The 15,510-nt window shown below is 60.5% G+C and carries 14 protein-coding genes and 1 pseudogene; 9 read left to right on the top strand and 6 right to left on the bottom strand.

Annotated elements, in window-relative coordinates; all coding sequences use genetic code 11:
- The first annotated feature begins 8 nt into the window (after positions 1–8).
- Positions 9–1,424: a lipid II flippase MurJ gene (locus QRN38_RS04170; protein ID WP_057418926.1), complete on the top strand. Its 1,416-nt coding sequence runs from the start codon at positions 9–11 to the stop codon at positions 1,422–1,424.
- Here the strand turns inward: QRN38_RS04170 and QRN38_RS04165 are convergent.
- Complete coding sequence (locus QRN38_RS04165) at positions 1,358–2,311, bottom strand: LysR family transcriptional regulator (protein ID WP_057418925.1); 954 nt, start codon at positions 2,309–2,311, stop codon at positions 1,358–1,360. The two genes, QRN38_RS04170 and QRN38_RS04165, sit on opposite strands and share 67 nt — an antisense overlap.
- A gap of 123 nt (positions 2,312–2,434) precedes the next feature.
- Here QRN38_RS04165 and QRN38_RS04160 point away from each other — a divergent pair, with 123 nt between their 5' ends.
- The 6 genes from QRN38_RS04160 to QRN38_RS04135 all read left to right on the top strand — a co-directional run bounded on the left by QRN38_RS04160 (position 2,435) and on the right by QRN38_RS04135 (position 7,515).
- A complete protein-coding gene (locus QRN38_RS04160) occupies positions 2,435–3,610 on the top strand; it encodes a TDT family transporter (protein ID WP_057418938.1) in 1,176 nt (391 codons plus the stop codon).
- Positions 3,611–3,664: 54 nt separating this feature from the next.
- A complete protein-coding gene (locus tag QRN38_RS04155) occupies positions 3,665–4,582 on the top strand; it encodes a hypothetical protein (protein WP_057418924.1) in 918 nt (305 codons plus the stop codon).
- A gap of 93 nt (positions 4,583–4,675) precedes the next feature.
- The gene (locus QRN38_RS04150; protein WP_005765119.1) at positions 4,676–4,987 is read left to right on the top strand and encodes a DUF7693 family protein; all 312 of its coding nucleotides are present in this window, start codon (positions 4,676–4,678) and stop codon (positions 4,985–4,987) included.
- A gap of 205 nt (positions 4,988–5,192) precedes the next feature.
- On the top strand, positions 5,193–6,410 hold the full coding sequence (locus tag QRN38_RS04145) for an aldose 1-epimerase family protein (RefSeq protein WP_005765121.1): 1,218 nt from the start codon (positions 5,193–5,195) through the stop codon (positions 6,408–6,410).
- A gap of 165 nt (positions 6,411–6,575) precedes the next feature.
- Positions 6,576–7,253 (top strand): type 1 glutamine amidotransferase domain-containing protein, encoded by a 678-nt coding sequence (locus QRN38_RS04140; RefSeq protein ID WP_057418923.1) that lies wholly within the window; start codon positions 6,576–6,578, stop codon positions 7,251–7,253.
- A gap of 118 nt (positions 7,254–7,371) precedes the next feature.
- Positions 7,372–7,515: a hypothetical protein gene (locus tag QRN38_RS04135; protein ID WP_003378113.1), complete on the top strand. Its 144-nt coding sequence runs from the start codon at positions 7,372–7,374 to the stop codon at positions 7,513–7,515.
- A gap of 119 nt (positions 7,516–7,634) precedes the next feature.
- Here the strand turns inward: QRN38_RS04135 and QRN38_RS04130 are convergent.
- Both QRN38_RS04130 and QRN38_RS04125 read right to left on the bottom strand, forming a co-directional pair.
- Positions 7,635–8,569 (bottom strand): annotated as a pseudogene (locus QRN38_RS04130) (LysR family transcriptional regulator).
- A gap of 93 nt (positions 8,570–8,662) precedes the next feature.
- Positions 8,663–9,763 carry an MBL fold metallo-hydrolase gene (locus QRN38_RS04125; protein WP_005765125.1) on the bottom strand — a complete coding sequence of 367 codons (1,101 nt, stop codon included), beginning with the start codon at positions 9,761–9,763 and terminating at the stop codon, positions 8,663–8,665.
- A gap of 195 nt (positions 9,764–9,958) precedes the next feature.
- Between QRN38_RS04125 and QRN38_RS04120 the strand changes: the two genes are divergently transcribed.
- Positions 9,959–10,573 (top strand): TetR/AcrR family transcriptional regulator, encoded by a 615-nt coding sequence (locus QRN38_RS04120; protein WP_005765127.1) that lies wholly within the window; start codon positions 9,959–9,961, stop codon positions 10,571–10,573.
- A gap of 12 nt (positions 10,574–10,585) precedes the next feature.
- On the opposite strand, the gene fahA is transcribed toward QRN38_RS04120, so the two are convergent.
- Both fahA and hmgA read right to left on the bottom strand, forming a co-directional pair.
- Positions 10,586–11,881 (bottom strand): fumarylacetoacetase, encoded by a 1,296-nt coding sequence (gene fahA / locus QRN38_RS04115; protein WP_057418922.1) that lies wholly within the window; start codon positions 11,879–11,881, stop codon positions 10,586–10,588.
- Complete coding sequence (gene hmgA, locus QRN38_RS04110; RefSeq protein ID WP_007245325.1) at positions 11,881–13,185, bottom strand: homogentisate 1,2-dioxygenase; 1,305 nt, start codon at positions 13,183–13,185, stop codon at positions 11,881–11,883. Before hmgA ends, fahA begins: the two co-directional genes overlap by 1 nt.
- A gap of 122 nt (positions 13,186–13,307) precedes the next feature.
- Here hmgA and QRN38_RS04105 point away from each other — a divergent pair, with 122 nt between their 5' ends.
- Positions 13,308–14,105 carry an IclR family transcriptional regulator gene (locus QRN38_RS04105; protein WP_032621456.1) on the top strand — a complete coding sequence of 266 codons (798 nt, stop codon included), beginning with the start codon at positions 13,308–13,310 and terminating at the stop codon, positions 14,103–14,105.
- Between the two features lie 286 nt (positions 14,106–14,391).
- On the opposite strand, the gene hppD is transcribed toward QRN38_RS04105, so the two are convergent.
- Positions 14,392–15,483 (bottom strand): 4-hydroxyphenylpyruvate dioxygenase, encoded by a 1,092-nt coding sequence (gene hppD / locus QRN38_RS04100; protein WP_005765135.1) that lies wholly within the window; start codon positions 15,481–15,483, stop codon positions 14,392–14,394.
- Between the last annotated feature and the right edge of the window lie 27 nt (positions 15,484–15,510).

The raw sequence follows: 15,510 nt of genomic DNA, 5'->3' as shown, positions 1-15,510 counted from the left end.
CGCAGGCGATGCTTGGCTCGACACTCTGGCTGACACTGGCCACCCTCACCGGCCTGGCAGCCGGTTTTGCCCGTGAATGGCTGCTGGTGGCGGCCTGGGGTGCGGGGGGCCAGAGCGATGCCTTTCTGGTCTCGATGTTTGTGCCCGAGGCGCTGCGCATGTCGCTCGCAGCGGGGTTGCTCAGCGCTGCCGCATTGCCGCTGTACCAGCAACGTTCGGCCGAGCGGCAGCAGCGCTGGCTGGCAGGCATGGCCCCGCGCCTGCTGCTGACCGGTGTGGCAGTGAGCATCCTGCTGGCAGCGGGTGCCGGAATACTGGTCCGTTTGATCGGGCCGGGGCTGGATGCCGAGGGTTACGCCCAGGCTGCCAGCGGCCTGCACTGGCTGGCGTGGTGCGCACCCGGCTTTCTGTTACACGCGCTGTTCTGCGTGCCGTTGCAGGCGCGTTCGCGGTTTGTGCTGGCCGGGCTGGGTTCGCTGCTGTTCAATTTGCCGCCGGTGATCTACCTCGCCGCCTTGGGTCATGCGTCCACGTCGATGGGCGTGGCCAGTGCCTGCGTAGTGGGCAGCGTGCTGATGCCGAGTGTGCTGTTGCCGGCGCTGTACCGTTCAGGCTGGCGACCTTGGCAGTGGCAATCGGAAGCCGGTGCCGTGCGCGAACTGTTGCAACGCATCGGGCCACTGCTGAGCAGCAACCTAGCCAGCCAAGGGCTTGCCCTGCTTGAGCGAATGGTCGCTTCGCTGCTCGGAGAAGGCGCAGTGACCTGGGTCAATCTGGCACGCAAGCTGATCAACCTGCCGTTGATTGCGTTGATGAGCCTGAATCAGGTGCTGCTGGGGCTGATGAGCGGCAGCGCGGGCGATCAGCGTCTGTCCCTGTTGAGACGCGGGCTGGGCAGCGCCACGCTGTTGACCTTGCCCGCCGTAGCCGGCCTGATTGGCGCGGCGGGTGCGCTGGTCACGCTGTTGTTGCCCAATCAGACCCACGACGGTCCGCTACCGGGGCTGCTGGCCTGGTTCGCAGCGCCGCTGATGTTCGGTGCCTGGAACGCCCTGCTGGCGCGCTATGCCTACGCGGCCGGTGACACGCGCCTGCCGCTCAACTGCGAACTGATCGGCAGCCTGTGCAACGCGCTGTTGCTCGGCACATTGCCCTTTGTGTTCGGCCTGACCGGCATCGCCATCGCCGCACTGGGCGGCGCACTGGTCACCGGTGTGCTGCTGATGCGTCGGCAGTCGTTGCTGGGCGCCTTGCCGTGGCGCAGCCATTGGGCGTTGGGCAGCCTGCTGATGGCGATCGCCGCCCTGTTGCTGCACCCGCTGCAAAACACCTGGCTGCAACTGGGCTTGAGCGGCCTTTATGGTGTGCTGCTGCTGATCGGGCTGGCGTTGTGGCTCAAGCCGTGGCGCAACGTGGCCGCCTGATCGGTGGCCTGGCGACAGGCTTCGCGGAAACGCTCCAGGCTCGGCGAAATGAACTTGTCGCGGTGCCGGATCATGAAAAAGCGCCGATTCAACGGCGGCAACGGGCTGGCAAGCGCTTTTAACTGCCCGCTCGCCAGCAAGTCAGCCACCACCCGACGGGACAGGCAACTGATGCCGATGCCCTGAGCCAGGGTGCGCTTTATCGCCTCGGAGCTGCCTATCTCGCGCAGGTCTTGTAGATCATGCAAGTGCCTGAGCAACAGGTGCTCGACTTCTTCGCGGGTGCCTGAACCCGGCTCGCGCAACAGCCATTCCGCGTCCTGCAGCTCACCCAGCGTTACCTGTTTCTGGCGGGCCAGCGGGTGATTGATGCCAGCAACAATGACCATCTCATCGACACTCCACGGCTCGGCGATCAGTTCCGGAAGATGACAGGGTGCCTCGATCAGCCCCATGTCGATCTCGAACCGGGCGACCTTGCGAGCGATCAGCGCGCTGTTGCCGATGTCCACGTCCACCCGCAGCAAGGGTGCTGATTCGCGCAGTGCGCCGACGATCGACGGCAGCTCGTAATTGCCGATAGTGCTGCTACTGCCGATTCGCAAACGTGCGTTCAACGTGGCATCGGGCACTAGAAAGCTGTCTTCGATCTGCTGGGCGTTTTCCAGCATTTTCATGGCGCGCGGCAATAAGCTCTGGCCGCTGTCGTTGAGTACCAGGCGCTTGCCCACCCGGTCAAACAGGCGGGTGCCCAGCGCGCCTTCCAGTTCATTGAGCGCAGCACTGGTTGCCGATTGGGACAACGCCAGTGCATTGCCGGCGCTGGTGGTGCTGCCAAAGCGGGTGATCGCACAGAAAATCTGCAACTGACGCAGGTTGAGTCTCACGCCTGAACTCCGACAGATCTACCTGAAAATCAGGTAATGAGTATCGAGATTACCCGTTTATGGAATTGATTGTCGACCCGTAGACTGCTGGCAGATTCCACCGCCACCCAGCAGGACAACGTCATGAGCCGCTTCGCCACTGTCATCACGCGTAACGCACCCTTCACCGCTTTGGCAAGCCCACGCGAAGCCATCCGCCAGTTCACGCCCAACTGGTTCGCCGTCACCATGGGCACCGGCATTCTGTCGCTGGCACTCGCCCAACTGCCGGGAAATCTGGCCTGGTTGCGCGACGCAGGTGAAGCGCTGTGGTTTCTCAATGTGGCACTGTTCGCCCTGTTCAGCGTGATGTACGCGAGCCGCTGGATGCTGTTTTTCGACGAGGCGCGGCAGATCTTTGGCCATTCAACGGTCTCGATGTTCTTTGGCACCATCCCCATGGGCCTGGCAACCATTATCAACGGCCTGCTGGTGTTCGGACCGGCGCGCTGGGGCGATGCAGTGGTGCCGGTCGCCGAAGCCTTGTGGTGGCTGGATGTAGCGATGGCATTGGCTTGTGGCGTGCTGATCCCGTTCATGATGTTCACCCGTCAGGAGCACAGCATTGAAAAGATGACGGCTGTGTGGCTGTTGCCTGTGGTCGCGGCAGAAGTTGCAGCGGCCTGCGGTGGTTCACTGACCGCGCATCTTGCAACGACAAGCGCGCAGTTCACCGTGCTGATCACCAGTTATGTGCTGTGGGCCTATTCGGTGCCCGTGGCGCTGAGCATTCTGGTCATTCTGCTGCTGCGGCTGGCGCTGCACAAACTGCCCCACGAGAGCATGGCGGCGTCGAGTTGGCTGGCACTCGGGCCGATCGGTACGGGCGCACTGGGCATGCTGGTGATGGGCAGCGACGCCCCGGAGATCTTTGCTGCGCACGGGCTGGCATCGGTCGGCACCGTGACAGCAGGTGTGGGCGTGATTGTCGGTACGCTTTTCTGGGGGCTGGGCCTGTGGTGGATGGCGCTGGCCGGGCTGATCACGCTGCGTTATTTCAAGCAGGGCCTGGCGTTCAATCTGGGCTGGTGGGCGTTCACCTTTCCGCTCGGTGTGTACGCATTGGCAACCCTCAAGCTTGGCGCGACATTGAACCTGAGTTTTTTCGATGTGTTTGGCGTGGGCCTGGTCGCGATGCTGGCCGTCATGTGGTCGATTGTGGCAGTGCATACCCTGGGTGGCGCGTATCGGGGTCATCTGTTCGTTTCGCCTTGCATTGCATTGCTGCACGAGCATGTGCCCGCCGGTAAATCTCCTTGAACTTACGTTCCCGGCGAGACGCCTGAGGTAGACACCTTCAGGATAGAGAGCCCCATGCACAACTCAGCGTTCACTGGCAGCTACGGCACTCGAGACCAGAACATCGTCATCAATTCCTACACCACCGTGCTGCGCAAGAACGGCGTGCCTCACGAGTTGTTTGCCACTTACTGGCGAGATGTCCACGGCCCGTTGTGCGCGCGCCTTGCGGGGTTGGGCTGGTACGTGCAGCACCACCTGACCCGCGAAAAGGACGGTCACTTGTGGCCCGTCATTGAAGGCGTCAAGCCTCTGCAGGGTTACGTGCTGGATGGCGGCGTGGAAATCGGCTTTTTGTCTGCCGCAGACCAGACGCAATTCAAGGACGCCAGCGCCCTGCTGTTTTCCGACGAGCAGAACATGTTCGAAGAAACCATCGCCTACGATGTGCCGGACGGTTCCAGCACGCTGGTAGATCGCCTGGCCAACCCGATCCCCAATGAAACAGCCACGCTGGACAAAATGCACCTGCATTTCCACCTAGACGGCAACAACCTGCCCGCCGCCCGTGATGCGGTAGAAAAGCTTGCGCGCGCGATGGCCGCTTGCGATGCAGTGCTCAAGCTGCGCCTGCACCTGGCGCAACCCTACGACAACGCCGAGCCTGCACCGCCTGCGCCAGGGGTTAATCACCAGGTCCAAGCATCGCGGCTGAATATCGTCATGATGGAACTGGTTTTCGAGTCGGCCTGGACACGCCGCACTTACTACGCTGGCGAGCATTTCAAGGCGATCACCGAAGGGATCAGCAAGCACGTGCGCCATGTCACGCCGTTTGGCGTGAGCGGTGTCTACACCTACGTGCGTGATGCAGTGATGACCACTGCAGGCATACGTGGCAGCCGGCAGGCGGAGCTGATCCGCCAACTGGGCGCGATCAACCAGACCCGGCCCGAGGTCGAAAACCTGTTTGCTGCCGCGGCGAAATCCTGAAGGGTTTTCAGCCAGTTTGAATGACTCATCAACCTTATCGGACTCGGGTCAAAATCGTGCTTTACTCCATGCACATGCAACCGGGTGAATTCGATGAGAACCTTGAGCACGCGTGAGGTTTACCAGCAACTGCGGGACGCTGCGATGGGCACAAGGTCACTGCGGCTGATCGGCGAAGCCTCTGACGCGGGGTTGCAGCAGGTCGAAATAGAAGGCTGGCTGCTCACCCTGGAAATTACCGACAGCAGTCCGACCCGTTGCCGATACTGCCGATGCCCGCAAGGCCGGGAAGGCTCGTTCGAAAGCTGGCTGCGCACCGACCCGGTCAGCTTGCTCAGTGGCTGGGAGCACGCGCAGATCGAGCGGCTGCTGGGCGATGCTCGTGCTGGTCAGATGCCGGGGTGAGTGTGCATCAAGCCCTCGCGAGCAATGCGGCTCGACGCCCCGGCCGCGGTAGCGCATTTGTGTGAACCGGGCGACGCTTCGCTTGCTCACGAAAAAGCCGGTGCAGTCGCTGAATATCGCGCAGTTGCTGAATCGTTTAACTGAGCGTTAAATAGGCGTCCAAATGCAACACCATAATTCCAATAATTTCAGAAGGACCACCGCCATGAAATCCCTTCCCCTGCTCGTAGGCCTCGGCGCGTTGACCGCCGCTTCCAGTGTTTTTGCCTGGGATTACGTGCTGCTCGACACCGACAAGGCTGCGCAGAATCAGCAGATCACCAGCCAGCAACTGGGCGTCAAGACCGACAAGCCGTTTACCATTACCCTGCGCACCCTGCACGGTGGTCGTCAGGAAGGCGTGAGCATCATCGATATCGATAACGGCACCATGAAGCTTTCGGTGGTGCCGACCCGTGGCATGAACGTGCTGCAAGCGTCGGTTGGCGATGTGCGCATGGGTTGGGATTCGCCGGTCAAGGATGTGGTCAACCCGGCGTTCATCGAGCTCAATGGCCGTGGCGGACTGGGCTGGCTGGAAGGCTTCAACGAACTGGTCGCGCGCTGCGGCTACGAGTGGGTCGGTCATCCGGGCATGGACAATGGCGAGTTGCTGACCCTGCACGGTCGCGCCGCCAACATTCCGGCCAGCAAGGTCACGCTGCAGATCGACGAAAAACCGCCGTATGCGATCCGCCTCAAGGGTGAGTTGAAGGAACAGGCGTTCAAGAAAGTCGATTTCTCGGTGCAGACCGAACTGGTCACCGAGCCCGGCAGCACGAGCTTTTCGCTCAACGATACGCTGACCAACAACGGCGATTATCCGAAAGAATACCAGGCGCTCTACCACAGCAACTTCAGCACGCCGTTCCTGGAACAGGGCGCGCGTTTTGAAGCGCCGGTCAAACAGGTCTCGCCGTTCAACGAGAAGGCCAAGGGTGATCTGGGCGACTGGCAGACTTACCGCGCACCGACGCCGGACTACGACGAAACGGTCTATAACATCGTGCCTTATGGCGACGCCAAGGGCGACACAGTCACTGTGCTGCACAACAAGGCCGGCAACCTCGGCGTAGCGGTTGGCTTCAATACACAGCAACTGCCGGTGTTCTCGCTGTGGAAAAACACCGACACCAAAGGCCAGGGTTACGTGACCGGGCTGGAGCCAGGCACCAGTTTCTCCTACAACCGCCGCTTTCAGCGCCCGCTGAACCTGGTACCGACCATCGCGCCCAAAGAGCAACGTCAGTTCCAGATCACCTACAGCCTGCTGGCTGACAAGGGTGCGGTCGACAAGACGCTGGGGCAGATCAAGCGCATTCAGGACGGTCGCGAGACCGAAGTGCGCAAAGAGCCGTTGGTGGACCTGACCAAGGAGCAATGATCCATCACTGAAACTTTCAGCGCTGCTTGCTGAACAAGGCCGGGCCTCGACGTACGCCAATACGTCGACATCCGGCCTCGTTTCGTTTGGGCTGTAAAGTTTCTGATAACTCCTCAGGCTTTTGCCTGTCTACACCCTCTCAACCCTTAAACAACGAGCGTGCATATGAAAATCCTGATGGTTCTGACTTCCCATGACCAACTGGGCGACACCGGCAAGAAAACCGGTTTCTGGCTCGAAGAGTTTGCTGCGCCGTACTACGTGTTTAAAGATGCCGGCGCCGAAGTCACGCTGGTTTCGCCTGCTGGCGGTCAACCGCCGCTTGACCCGAAAAGCGATGAGCCTGACGCACAGACCGCTGAAACCGAGCGTTTCGCCAAAGACGCCGATACTCAGAAAGTGCTGGCCAATACTGGTCTTCTCGCCGAGGTTAACGCTGCCGATTTCGACGCAGTGTTCTATCCGGGCGGTCATGGCCCACTATGGGACCTGGCAGAAGACCAGCATTCCATTGCCCTGATCGAAGCATTCGCCAAGGCTGACAAGCCGCATGGCCTGGTGTGCCACGCGCCCGGCGTGCTGCGTAAAGTCAAAGCGCAAAATGGCGAGCCGCTGGTCAAGGGCCGTCGCGTTACCGGCTTTACCAACAGCGAAGAAGAAGCAGTTGGCCTGACCGACGTGGTGCCGTTTCTGGTCGAAGACGCACTCAAGGAACTGGGCGGCGACTACTCCAAGGGCGATGACTGGAGCGTTTACGTGCTGACCGACGGCAAGCTGGTCACCGGGCAGAACCCGGCCAGCTCTGCGCAGGCGGCCAAAGACGTGCTGACCTTGCTGAGCTGATGCGTTTTGCGCGGTTCAGTGCCTGAAAAGCTGCACCGGACCGCGCGTCATATAAATCGAATCTTGCTGCACGCCCAGTGACCAATATCCAGATAGCCCAGCCATCTGGAGAACAGTCATGAAAGATGAATCCAAGCGTGAAGACCTCGATCACAAACCAGAAAACGCCGGCAAAGTAGGCGAAAAAAACAAAGCACTCAACCAGCAGGGCGAACAGCCCCGGCCTGCTACCTCACCTGATCCGCAGAAAGACAAGTCCTGAAAAACCCGGAAAGCGGTTTTCTGCGCGAGCAACAGTTACAAGATTATCGTGCGACGCCCTGCGTCCGATCTTGAGTGTGCAGCGCAGCGGGGTTAAGTTGGATTCCAGTACAACACCGCTCAAAGCAACCCGCGCTCGGCGCACACCTTCACGATCTGCTCACGCAGCCAGCCACTGGCCTCGGCCTGATCAGCGTTTTCGCTCCAGAGCATGTCCAGGCTGAAACCCGGCAGGTCGGGCGGTAGTTCGAAAACGGATATCCACGGCTCGTTGCCCAGCAGGGTCTGGATGCGCCGTGGCAGCACCAGGATAAAGTCCGTGCCTTCCAGCAATTGCAGCGCCGCACGGTAGCTGTTGGCACGCACGACATGTCCCGCGACAGCCCCTGCTCATGCAACCAGCCATCGACGATATTGGTGTCGGATGTCCACGGTGTCGGGTACACGTGGCGCCGCTGGGTGAACGTCTGCGTGTCGATCAATGCGCTCAGCGGCGCAGATCGCGTGTCCATGACACAGACTAGGTCATCTTCAAGCAATACCTGCGAAACAAGGCTGTCTGGCAGGCGATGAAATCCCGGGCCAAAACACAGAGCCAGGTCGATACGACCATCGCTCAGCGGCTCGGCTGGCAGTTGTTTGTCCAGTTTTTGCACATTGACCGTGACCGAAAAACCGGCAGTCGCAAAGTCACGCAGCAAATGCGGCAATACCAGCAGTTCGAAATACTCGGGAGCGCAGACGGTGAACGTGGTGTGCCTGCGGGTCGGGTCAAACAGGTTCAGGCCGTCATGACACAGATTGACCCGCTGCAGAATCTGCTGCACGTGGTCATGCATCGCCAGCGCCTTACGGGTCGGACGCATGCCGTTGCGGGTGCAGATGAACAGGTCATCTTCGAAATTGGCACGCAGCTTTTTCAGGCAGTAACTGACCGTCGACTGGCTGACATGCAGCGCCTGCGCAACCAGCGTCAGGTTGCGCTGCTCATACACTGAGACAAAGACCATCAGGTCCTGCATGTCCAGCTTTCTCAGGGCATTACTGTTGAGCATCGAGGCATCTCGCTGGCGCTGCGACCGGCTGAGCAGGTCTGCGCGAGCACGATAGCATCAAAATGCAATCAAGCAGCGCCTCGCCCGACGATATCAGGCATTTTGCCGACGGCAGTTACAGGACCGTTCGCCACTCGCCGGATGCGCCTGAGTTGACTCGGGCGCGACCACTTCATCGACCCCCAGCCACCAGGTCATTGCGCGACACGGGTATTGCAGATAGAACGGCTGGCCCATCATCGGCGTGGTGATCGACACATTCTGCTCCCAGGCCAGGGCCAGAATCCGGTCGAACGGTTCGTGCCAGGCGTGCATCGCCAGGTCGAAGGTGCCGTTATGAATCGGCAGCAGCCAGCGACCGCGCAGGTCAAGGTGGGCCTGCAGGGTCTGCTCTGGCTGCATGTGCACCTGCGGCCATTCGACGTTGTAGGCACCGGTTTCCATCAGGGTCAGGTCAAACGGCCCGTACTGCTCACCAATGGTCTTGAAACCGTCGAAGTAGCCGCTGTCACCGCTGAAGAAGATCCGCTGATCGTCATCGATCATCACCCAGGAGGCCCACAAGCTGCGGTTGCTGTCGCGCAACGTGCGTCCGGAAAAATGCTGCGAAGGCGTGGCGACGAATGTTATGCCCGCCACCTCTGTGGACTGCCACCAGTCCAGTTGCTGCACCTTGTGCGCAGGCACGCCCCATTCGATCAGCTTGTCACCCACGCCCAACGGTGCGAGGAAGTGCTCGGTCTTGTCGACCAGCGCCTTGATGGCCATATGGTCAAGATGATCGTAATGGTTATGCGAGAGGATCACGCCAGTGATCGGCGGCAGTTCTTCCAGGCTGATCGGCGGCTGATGAAAGCGCTGCGGCCCGGCCCATTGCACCGGCGAAGCACGCTCGGCAAACACCGGGTCGGTCAGCCAGAACCGGTTGCGCAACTTGAGCAGCACGGTCGAATGCCCAAGGCGATACACGGTGTTGTTCGGTGCTGCGAGCAATTGCTGACGCGACAGCGGTTGCACCGGAATCTCCCCCGCCGGGCGCGTGTCCCTGGGTTTGTTGAATGCCTGATCCCAGAAGATGCCGAGCATGCGAAAAAAGCCTAATGGCTTCATGGGCGTGTGATTCTGATAGCGCCCCTCGTGACGAGACAAGACAGGCAGTGAAGAGACATCCTTTTTCGGGTGTGTCGAGGCCATGATTTGCTGACTCCTGGGGACAGGTTGAGGCTCCAGCCGTGCATACTTTGTACGTGAATCCCGTTGCAGGATGTCCGATGAAAAATATGTAACAGTGTTTTACACTACACGGTGTAGTTTTAAGCTTGCATGATCCTTGGCGACAAGTAAACTGCCGAGTGTAATTTTCTCTAAACGCACGTTTGAAGCGAACCTATGACCGAACCCATGCGCCTCACCGATCAGAAACGCGAGTCCATCGTCCAGGCGGCCATTGCCGAGTTTGGCGATCGTGGTTTCGAGATCACCAGCATGGACCGTATCGCCGCGCGGGCGGAGGTTTCCAAACGCACGGTGTACAACCACTTTCCCAGCAAGGAAGAACTGTTCGCCGAAATGCTTCAGCGCCTGTGGAACTGTGCTCCGCCGCAATCGGAGGTGGTTTATCGGCCGCTCGTCAGCCTGCGCGAGCAACTGCTGGAATTGCTCTGGGGCAAGATGCGCAACCTCACTGACAGCAGTTTTCTGGACCTTGCGCGGGTAGTAGTAGGTGCCACGATACACTCGCCGGAACGTGCTCAAGTGTGGCTGGCGCGCATCAACGAGCGCGAAGAAACCTTCAGCGCCTGGATTCGCGCCGCGCAAAAGGACGGCCGCCTGAAACCCGTCGATCCAGGCTTTGCAGCGACGCAGATGCACGCCCTGCTCAAGTCGTTCGCATTCTGGCCGCAAGTGACCTTCAATGCCGCGTTGCTCACCCCGCAAGAACAGAGCAATGTCGTCGAGTCAGCCCTGAACATGTTCCTCGGCTGGTACGAAATACCCGGTTGACCGGGCAATCGCTCAGCCCGTCACCCTGCCCCGGCACTCGCCAAAGCCAATCGATACCTGCCCTTCACGATGACACCGGGCTCGCAGAATCACCTCGTCACCGTTCTCCAGAAACGTTCGTGTTTCACCACCGGGTAACGTCACAGACTGTTTGCCGCCCTCGGTCATTTCCAGCAGGCTGCCAAACTGGCCCGCCTGAGGGCCGGACAACGTGCCGGTGCCGAGCAGGTCGCCCGCTTGCAGCTTGCAGCCGTTGACGCTGTGATGCGCAACCATCTGCGCGACGGTCCAGTACATGTTCAACGAGTTGCTCAAGCCCAGTCGATGAGGCGCCAGCCCTTGGGTTTTCATCTGTTCGGTGAGCAGCAAAACCTCCAGCTCGATGTCCAGCGCCCCGCGCAGTTGATCGTCCTGGTCAAACAGGTACGGCAGCGGCTGCGGATCACCTTCCGGTCGCGACGGCTGAGGGCTGCGAAACGGTTCGAGGGCTTCGGCGGTGACCACCCAGGGCGAAATCGTGGTGGCAAAGCTCTTGGACAGAAACGGACCCAGCGGCTGGTATTCCCAAGCCTGAATGTCACGCGCCGACCAGTCGTTGAGCAAACAGAAGCCGGCAATGTGCTCCGCCGCGCGGTCGATGCCGATAGCGTCACCCTGCGCGTTGCCTGGCCCTATCCATACGCCCAGTTCCAGCTCGTAATCCAGTCGTTTGCAAGGGCCCAGGGCCGGGGCTTCCTGACCGGGTGCCAGGGTCTGGCCGCTGGGCCGTCTGATGGATGTGCCGGAGGGGCACAGGGTCGAAGCCCGGCCGTGATAGCCGATGGGCACGTACTTGTAGTTGGGCAGCAAGGGGTTGTCCGGACGGAACAGTTTGCCGACGTTCAGCGCATGGTGAATGCCCACATAAAAATCGGTGTAATCACCGACCCGCGCCGGCATGTGCATCGTGCACTCGCTCATGAGCAGCAGCACGCCGGTCGTGGCTTGCAAACGGTCGCGTTGCGGGCTGCTTTCATCCAGCAGTTGTAACAAGGCGCTGCGCAATGCCTGCCGGGCAGCCGCGCCCAACGCGAAGAAATCATTGAGCTGATCGCGGCTGGCGACCTCGGCCGCCTGCACCGCCGGGCCCTGAAAGAACCCGGCGGCCAACGCTGCACGCAAATCAACAATCAGCTCGCCGATGGCCACGCCGCCGCGCGGGCCGGTGCCACCGTGGCTGAACACACCCAGTGGCAGGTTCTGCAGCGGAAAATCGGCGTGACTATTGGCCGACGCGACCCAGCTGCGGCGATGTGAAGAGGCGCTCATCAGGATGATTCCTTGTTGAAAGTTCTGGCCATGCCGTTCCAGCAGGCGTCGTAATCGGCCTGCAACTGCGGGCAGGCCAGCGCATGCAGGCTGGGGCGCAGCACTTTGCCGGTCTCGAACATGAACGCCATGGTGTTTTCGATCTTGTGCGGTTTCAGGTCCGCAGCAATGGCTTTTTCCGCGGTGATATTGTCCGGGCCGTGGGCGCTCATGCAGTTGTGCAGCGACGAGCCACCCGGCATGAAACCCTCAGCCTTGGCGTCGTAGGCGCCGTCGATCAGACCCATGAATTCGTTCATCAGGTTGCGATGGAACCACGGCGGCCTGAAGGTGTTTTCAGCGACCATCCAGCGTGGCGGGAAGATCACGAAATCGATGTTGGCCTGACCGTGGACGGCGCCTGGCGAGGTCAGTACGGTGAAAATCGACGGGTCGGGATGATCGTAGCTGACCGTGCCAATCGTATTAAAACGCCGCAGATCGTACGTGTACGGCACGTTATTGCCATGCCAGCCCACCACATCGAATGGCGAGTGTTGCAGTTGCGTCGTCCACAGTTCGCCGAGAAATTTCTGCACCAGTTGCACAGGCTCGTCACGCTCTTCAAACCGGGCCACGGGCGTCAGAAAATCACGCGGGTTGGCCAGACCATTGCTACCGATCGGCCCCAGTTCCGGCAGGCGCAAGACACCGCCGTGGTTCTCGCAGAGGTAACCCCGAGCGCTGCCGTCGAGCAGTTGCACGCTGAATTTCAGGCCGCGTGGCAGCACGGCGATTTCCAGCGGGCCGATGTCCAGCACACCCAGCTCGGTGACGATTCTGAGTCGCCCCTGTTGCGGCACGATCAACCATTCCCCGTCAGCGCTGAAAAACGCGCGCTGCATCGACGTATTGGCTGCGTACACATAAACGCTGACGCCCTCGGCCTGATCTGCCGCTGAAGTGCTGGCCAGCGCAATCAGCCCGTCAATGAAATCGACGGGCTCGGCCGGGATATCGAACGCGTTCCAGCGCAGTCGATTGGGGTTGATCGGGCCTTGTTCACGGCCAGTGATTTGCCGGTCCATGCGTTGATAGCGCGGATGTGCCGCCGACGGTTTGATGCGGTACAACCAGGTCCGTCGGGCCTCGTTGCGGGCGACGGTGAAAGCGGTCCCTGAGAACTGCTCGGCATACAGGCCCAGGGGGTGTTTCTGCGGCGAGTTCTGGCCCATGGGCAAGGCGCCAGGCAGCGCCTCGCTGCTGAACTGGTTGGCGAAGCCCGATTGATAGGCCAACGCTTCGAAGCTGGAATGAATAGCCATCTGGACCTCTTGTTGTTATTGGGTCACACAGCAATAGATGAAATATCGTAAAACAATTACGCATAACGTAATTTGAGTTTGAAAGCCGGTCAAGCTATAAAGCTGCCTCTCCAGACGGGCGCATGACCATGACTCAAGAAACCGAAAGCCCGGCAGGCGGACGCCAGCAGAAGGTTCAGGCCGCCGAAGTCGGCCTGGGCGTGCTCAAGGCGCTCGCTGAACTGTCGCCCTCCACGTCCCTGTCAAAACTGGCCGAACATTTGGGTATGCCGCCCAGCAAAGTCCATCGCTACCTGCAGGCGTTGATCGCCAGCGGCTTTGCCGAGCAGGACGCCGTCAACAACCATTACGGGCTGGGGCGCGAGGCGCTGCAGGTCGGGTTGGCGTCGCTGGGCAAGCTGGACGTGCTGAAAGTGTCAGCGCCGTGGCTGGCCAGCCTGCGTGACGAACTCGATCAGACCTGCTTTTTGGCCGTGTGGGGCAACAAAGGCCCGACGGTGGTGTATGTCGAACCGTCGATGGGCGCGGTGACGCTGGTGACACAAATCGGCTCGGTGCTGCCGTTGCTCAGCTCGTCTACCGGCCTGGTGTTCGACAGCTTTCTGGCTCAGGGTGAAACGGCGCTGCTGCGCGAGCAGGAAACGCCTCGTCTGAGTGCTGATCAGTTGCACGAGGTCGAGCGCCACATAAAGCAGATCCGCGCCACTGGCGTGCATCAGATTCAAGGGATGTTGATGCCGGGCATCAACGCAGCGTCCTCGCCGCTGTTTGCCATGGGCAACAAGCTGGTGGGCGTGATCACCGTGGTCGGGCCGGGGTCGGTGTTGAACGATAAGGCGCAGGGTCAGGCGGCTCGACGTCTTTTAGAAACAGCGACCGCGATCAGTGAGCGTATGGGGGGCAGCCGCTTGCGCAGCTAAGTCACGACCGTTCTCGCCCCTGGTTTCTGGCGATCATTGTCATACCTGAGTCTCGTTGGACGTGGAGAACAGGGCTTCTGCCCGGAGGGCGTGGGAGCTTCAGGAGGTTACGACGGCTGCGATGGGCTGCAAAGCGGCCCTGGAACCGGTGACCTCGGCTGTGTCTGGCATACCGAGGCAGCCGGGTTTGCTGCCGGCTCCCGGCAGTTCGCGGACAAGCGAAGCGTCGCCCGGTCCGCGCCTGCAGGAACTCAACTTTCTGGACTCATCGGCGCAAGTAAGCCAGTCAATCCGGCGTCAGCACCCCGCGCTGGATCTGGTCGCGCTCGATGGATTCGAACAGCGCCTTGAAGTTGCCTTCGCCAAAGCCATCGTCGCCTTTGCGCTGGATGAACTCGAAGAACACCGGCCCCATCAGGGTGGCGGAGAATATCTGCAACAGCAGCCGACGCTCGCCGCCTTCCGATGAGCCGTCCAGCAGGATGCCGCGCGACTTGAGTTCGGCTTCCGGCTCGCCGTGATCAGGCAACCGGCCCTGAAGCATTTCGTAGTAGGTGTCCGGCGGTGCGGTCATGAAGCGCATGCCGGTGGCTTTCAGCGCATCCCAGGTCTTGATCAGGTCATCGGTGAAGAACGCCACGTGCTGGATGCCTTCACCGTTGAACTGCATGAGGAACTCTTCGATCTGCCCTGCGCCCTTGGACGACTCCTCGTTCAGCGGGATGCGGATCATGCCGTCCGGCGCGCTCATGGCCTTGGACGTCAGGCCGGTGTATTCGCCCTTGATGTCGAAGTAGCGCAGTTCGCGGAAGTTGAACAGCTTTTCATAGAAATTCGCCCAGTAAGCCATGCGCCCGCGATACACGTTATGGGTCAGATGATCGATGAATTTCAGGCCCGCGCCGACCGGATGACGGTCAACGCCTTCGATAAAGTTGAAATCGATGTCGTAGATCGACGTGCCTTCGCCAAACCGGTCGATGAGGTACAACGGCGCACCGCCGATACCCTTGATGGCAGGCAAGCGCAATTCCATAGGGCCAGTGGCGATCTCCAGCGGCTGCGCGCCCAGTTCCAGTGCCCGGTTATAGGCGTGCTGTGCGTCCTTGACGCGGAACGCCATGCCACATACCGAAGGCCCGTGTTCGGCCGCAAAGTAGGACGCCAGGCTGTGCGGTTCGTTGTTGAGGATCAGGTTGATCGCCCCCTGGCGATACAGGGTCACGTCCTTGGAACGGTGGGTCGCGACCTTGGTGAAGCCCATCATCTGGAACACGGGCTCAAGGCTGTTGGGGGTCGGCGAGGCGAATTCGATGAATTCAAAGCCCATCAGGCCCATCGGATTTTCATACTTGTCAGCTTCGTAGAGATCAGCCATGACTGGCTCCTTGCAGGAAAGTGAGAG

This window comes from Pseudomonas sp. CFBP2511 (assembly GCF_030209255.1).
GTDB lineage: Bacteria > Pseudomonadota > Gammaproteobacteria > Pseudomonadales > Pseudomonadaceae > Aquipseudomonas > Aquipseudomonas avellanae.
Note: the sequence above shows the minus strand (reverse complement) of the source record. Positions and strands in the feature narration are given on the sequence as shown.

What these genes read in the sequence shown, in the direction of transcription:
- QRN38_RS04135 (WP_003378113.1), top strand. Translation starts at nt 7,372, where the DNA reads ATGAAAGATGAATCCAAGCGTGAAGACCTCGATCACAAACCAGAAAAC.
- QRN38_RS04160 (WP_057418938.1), top strand. Translation starts at nt 2,435, where the DNA reads ATGAGCCGCTTCGCCACTGTCATCACGCGTAACGCACCCTTCACCGCT.
- QRN38_RS04170 (WP_057418926.1), top strand. Translation starts at nt 9, where the DNA reads ATGCTTGGCTCGACACTCTGGCTGACACTGGCCACCCTCACCGGCCTG.
- QRN38_RS04145 (WP_005765121.1), top strand. Translation starts at nt 5,193, where the DNA reads ATGAAATCCCTTCCCCTGCTCGTAGGCCTCGGCGCGTTGACCGCCGCT.
- QRN38_RS04125 (WP_005765125.1), bottom strand. Translation starts at nt 9,763, where the DNA reads ATGGCCTCGACACACCCGAAAAAGGATGTCTCTTCACTGCCTGTCTTG.
- QRN38_RS04140 (WP_057418923.1), top strand. Translation starts at nt 6,576, where the DNA reads ATGAAAATCCTGATGGTTCTGACTTCCCATGACCAACTGGGCGACACC.
- hppD (WP_005765135.1), bottom strand. Translation starts at nt 15,483, where the DNA reads ATGGCTGATCTCTACGAAGCTGACAAGTATGAAAATCCGATGGGCCTG.
- QRN38_RS04155 (WP_057418924.1), top strand. Translation starts at nt 3,665, where the DNA reads ATGCACAACTCAGCGTTCACTGGCAGCTACGGCACTCGAGACCAGAAC.
- QRN38_RS04120 (WP_005765127.1), top strand. Translation starts at nt 9,959, where the DNA reads ATGACCGAACCCATGCGCCTCACCGATCAGAAACGCGAGTCCATCGTC.
- QRN38_RS04150 (WP_005765119.1), top strand. Translation starts at nt 4,676, where the DNA reads ATGAGAACCTTGAGCACGCGTGAGGTTTACCAGCAACTGCGGGACGCT.
- hmgA (WP_007245325.1), bottom strand. Translation starts at nt 13,185, where the DNA reads ATGGCTATTCATTCCAGCTTCGAAGCGTTGGCCTATCAATCGGGCTTC.
- fahA (WP_057418922.1), bottom strand. Translation starts at nt 11,881, where the DNA reads ATGAGCGCCTCTTCACATCGCCGCAGCTGGGTCGCGTCGGCCAATAGT.
- QRN38_RS04105 (WP_032621456.1), top strand. Translation starts at nt 13,308, where the DNA reads ATGACCATGACTCAAGAAACCGAAAGCCCGGCAGGCGGACGCCAGCAG.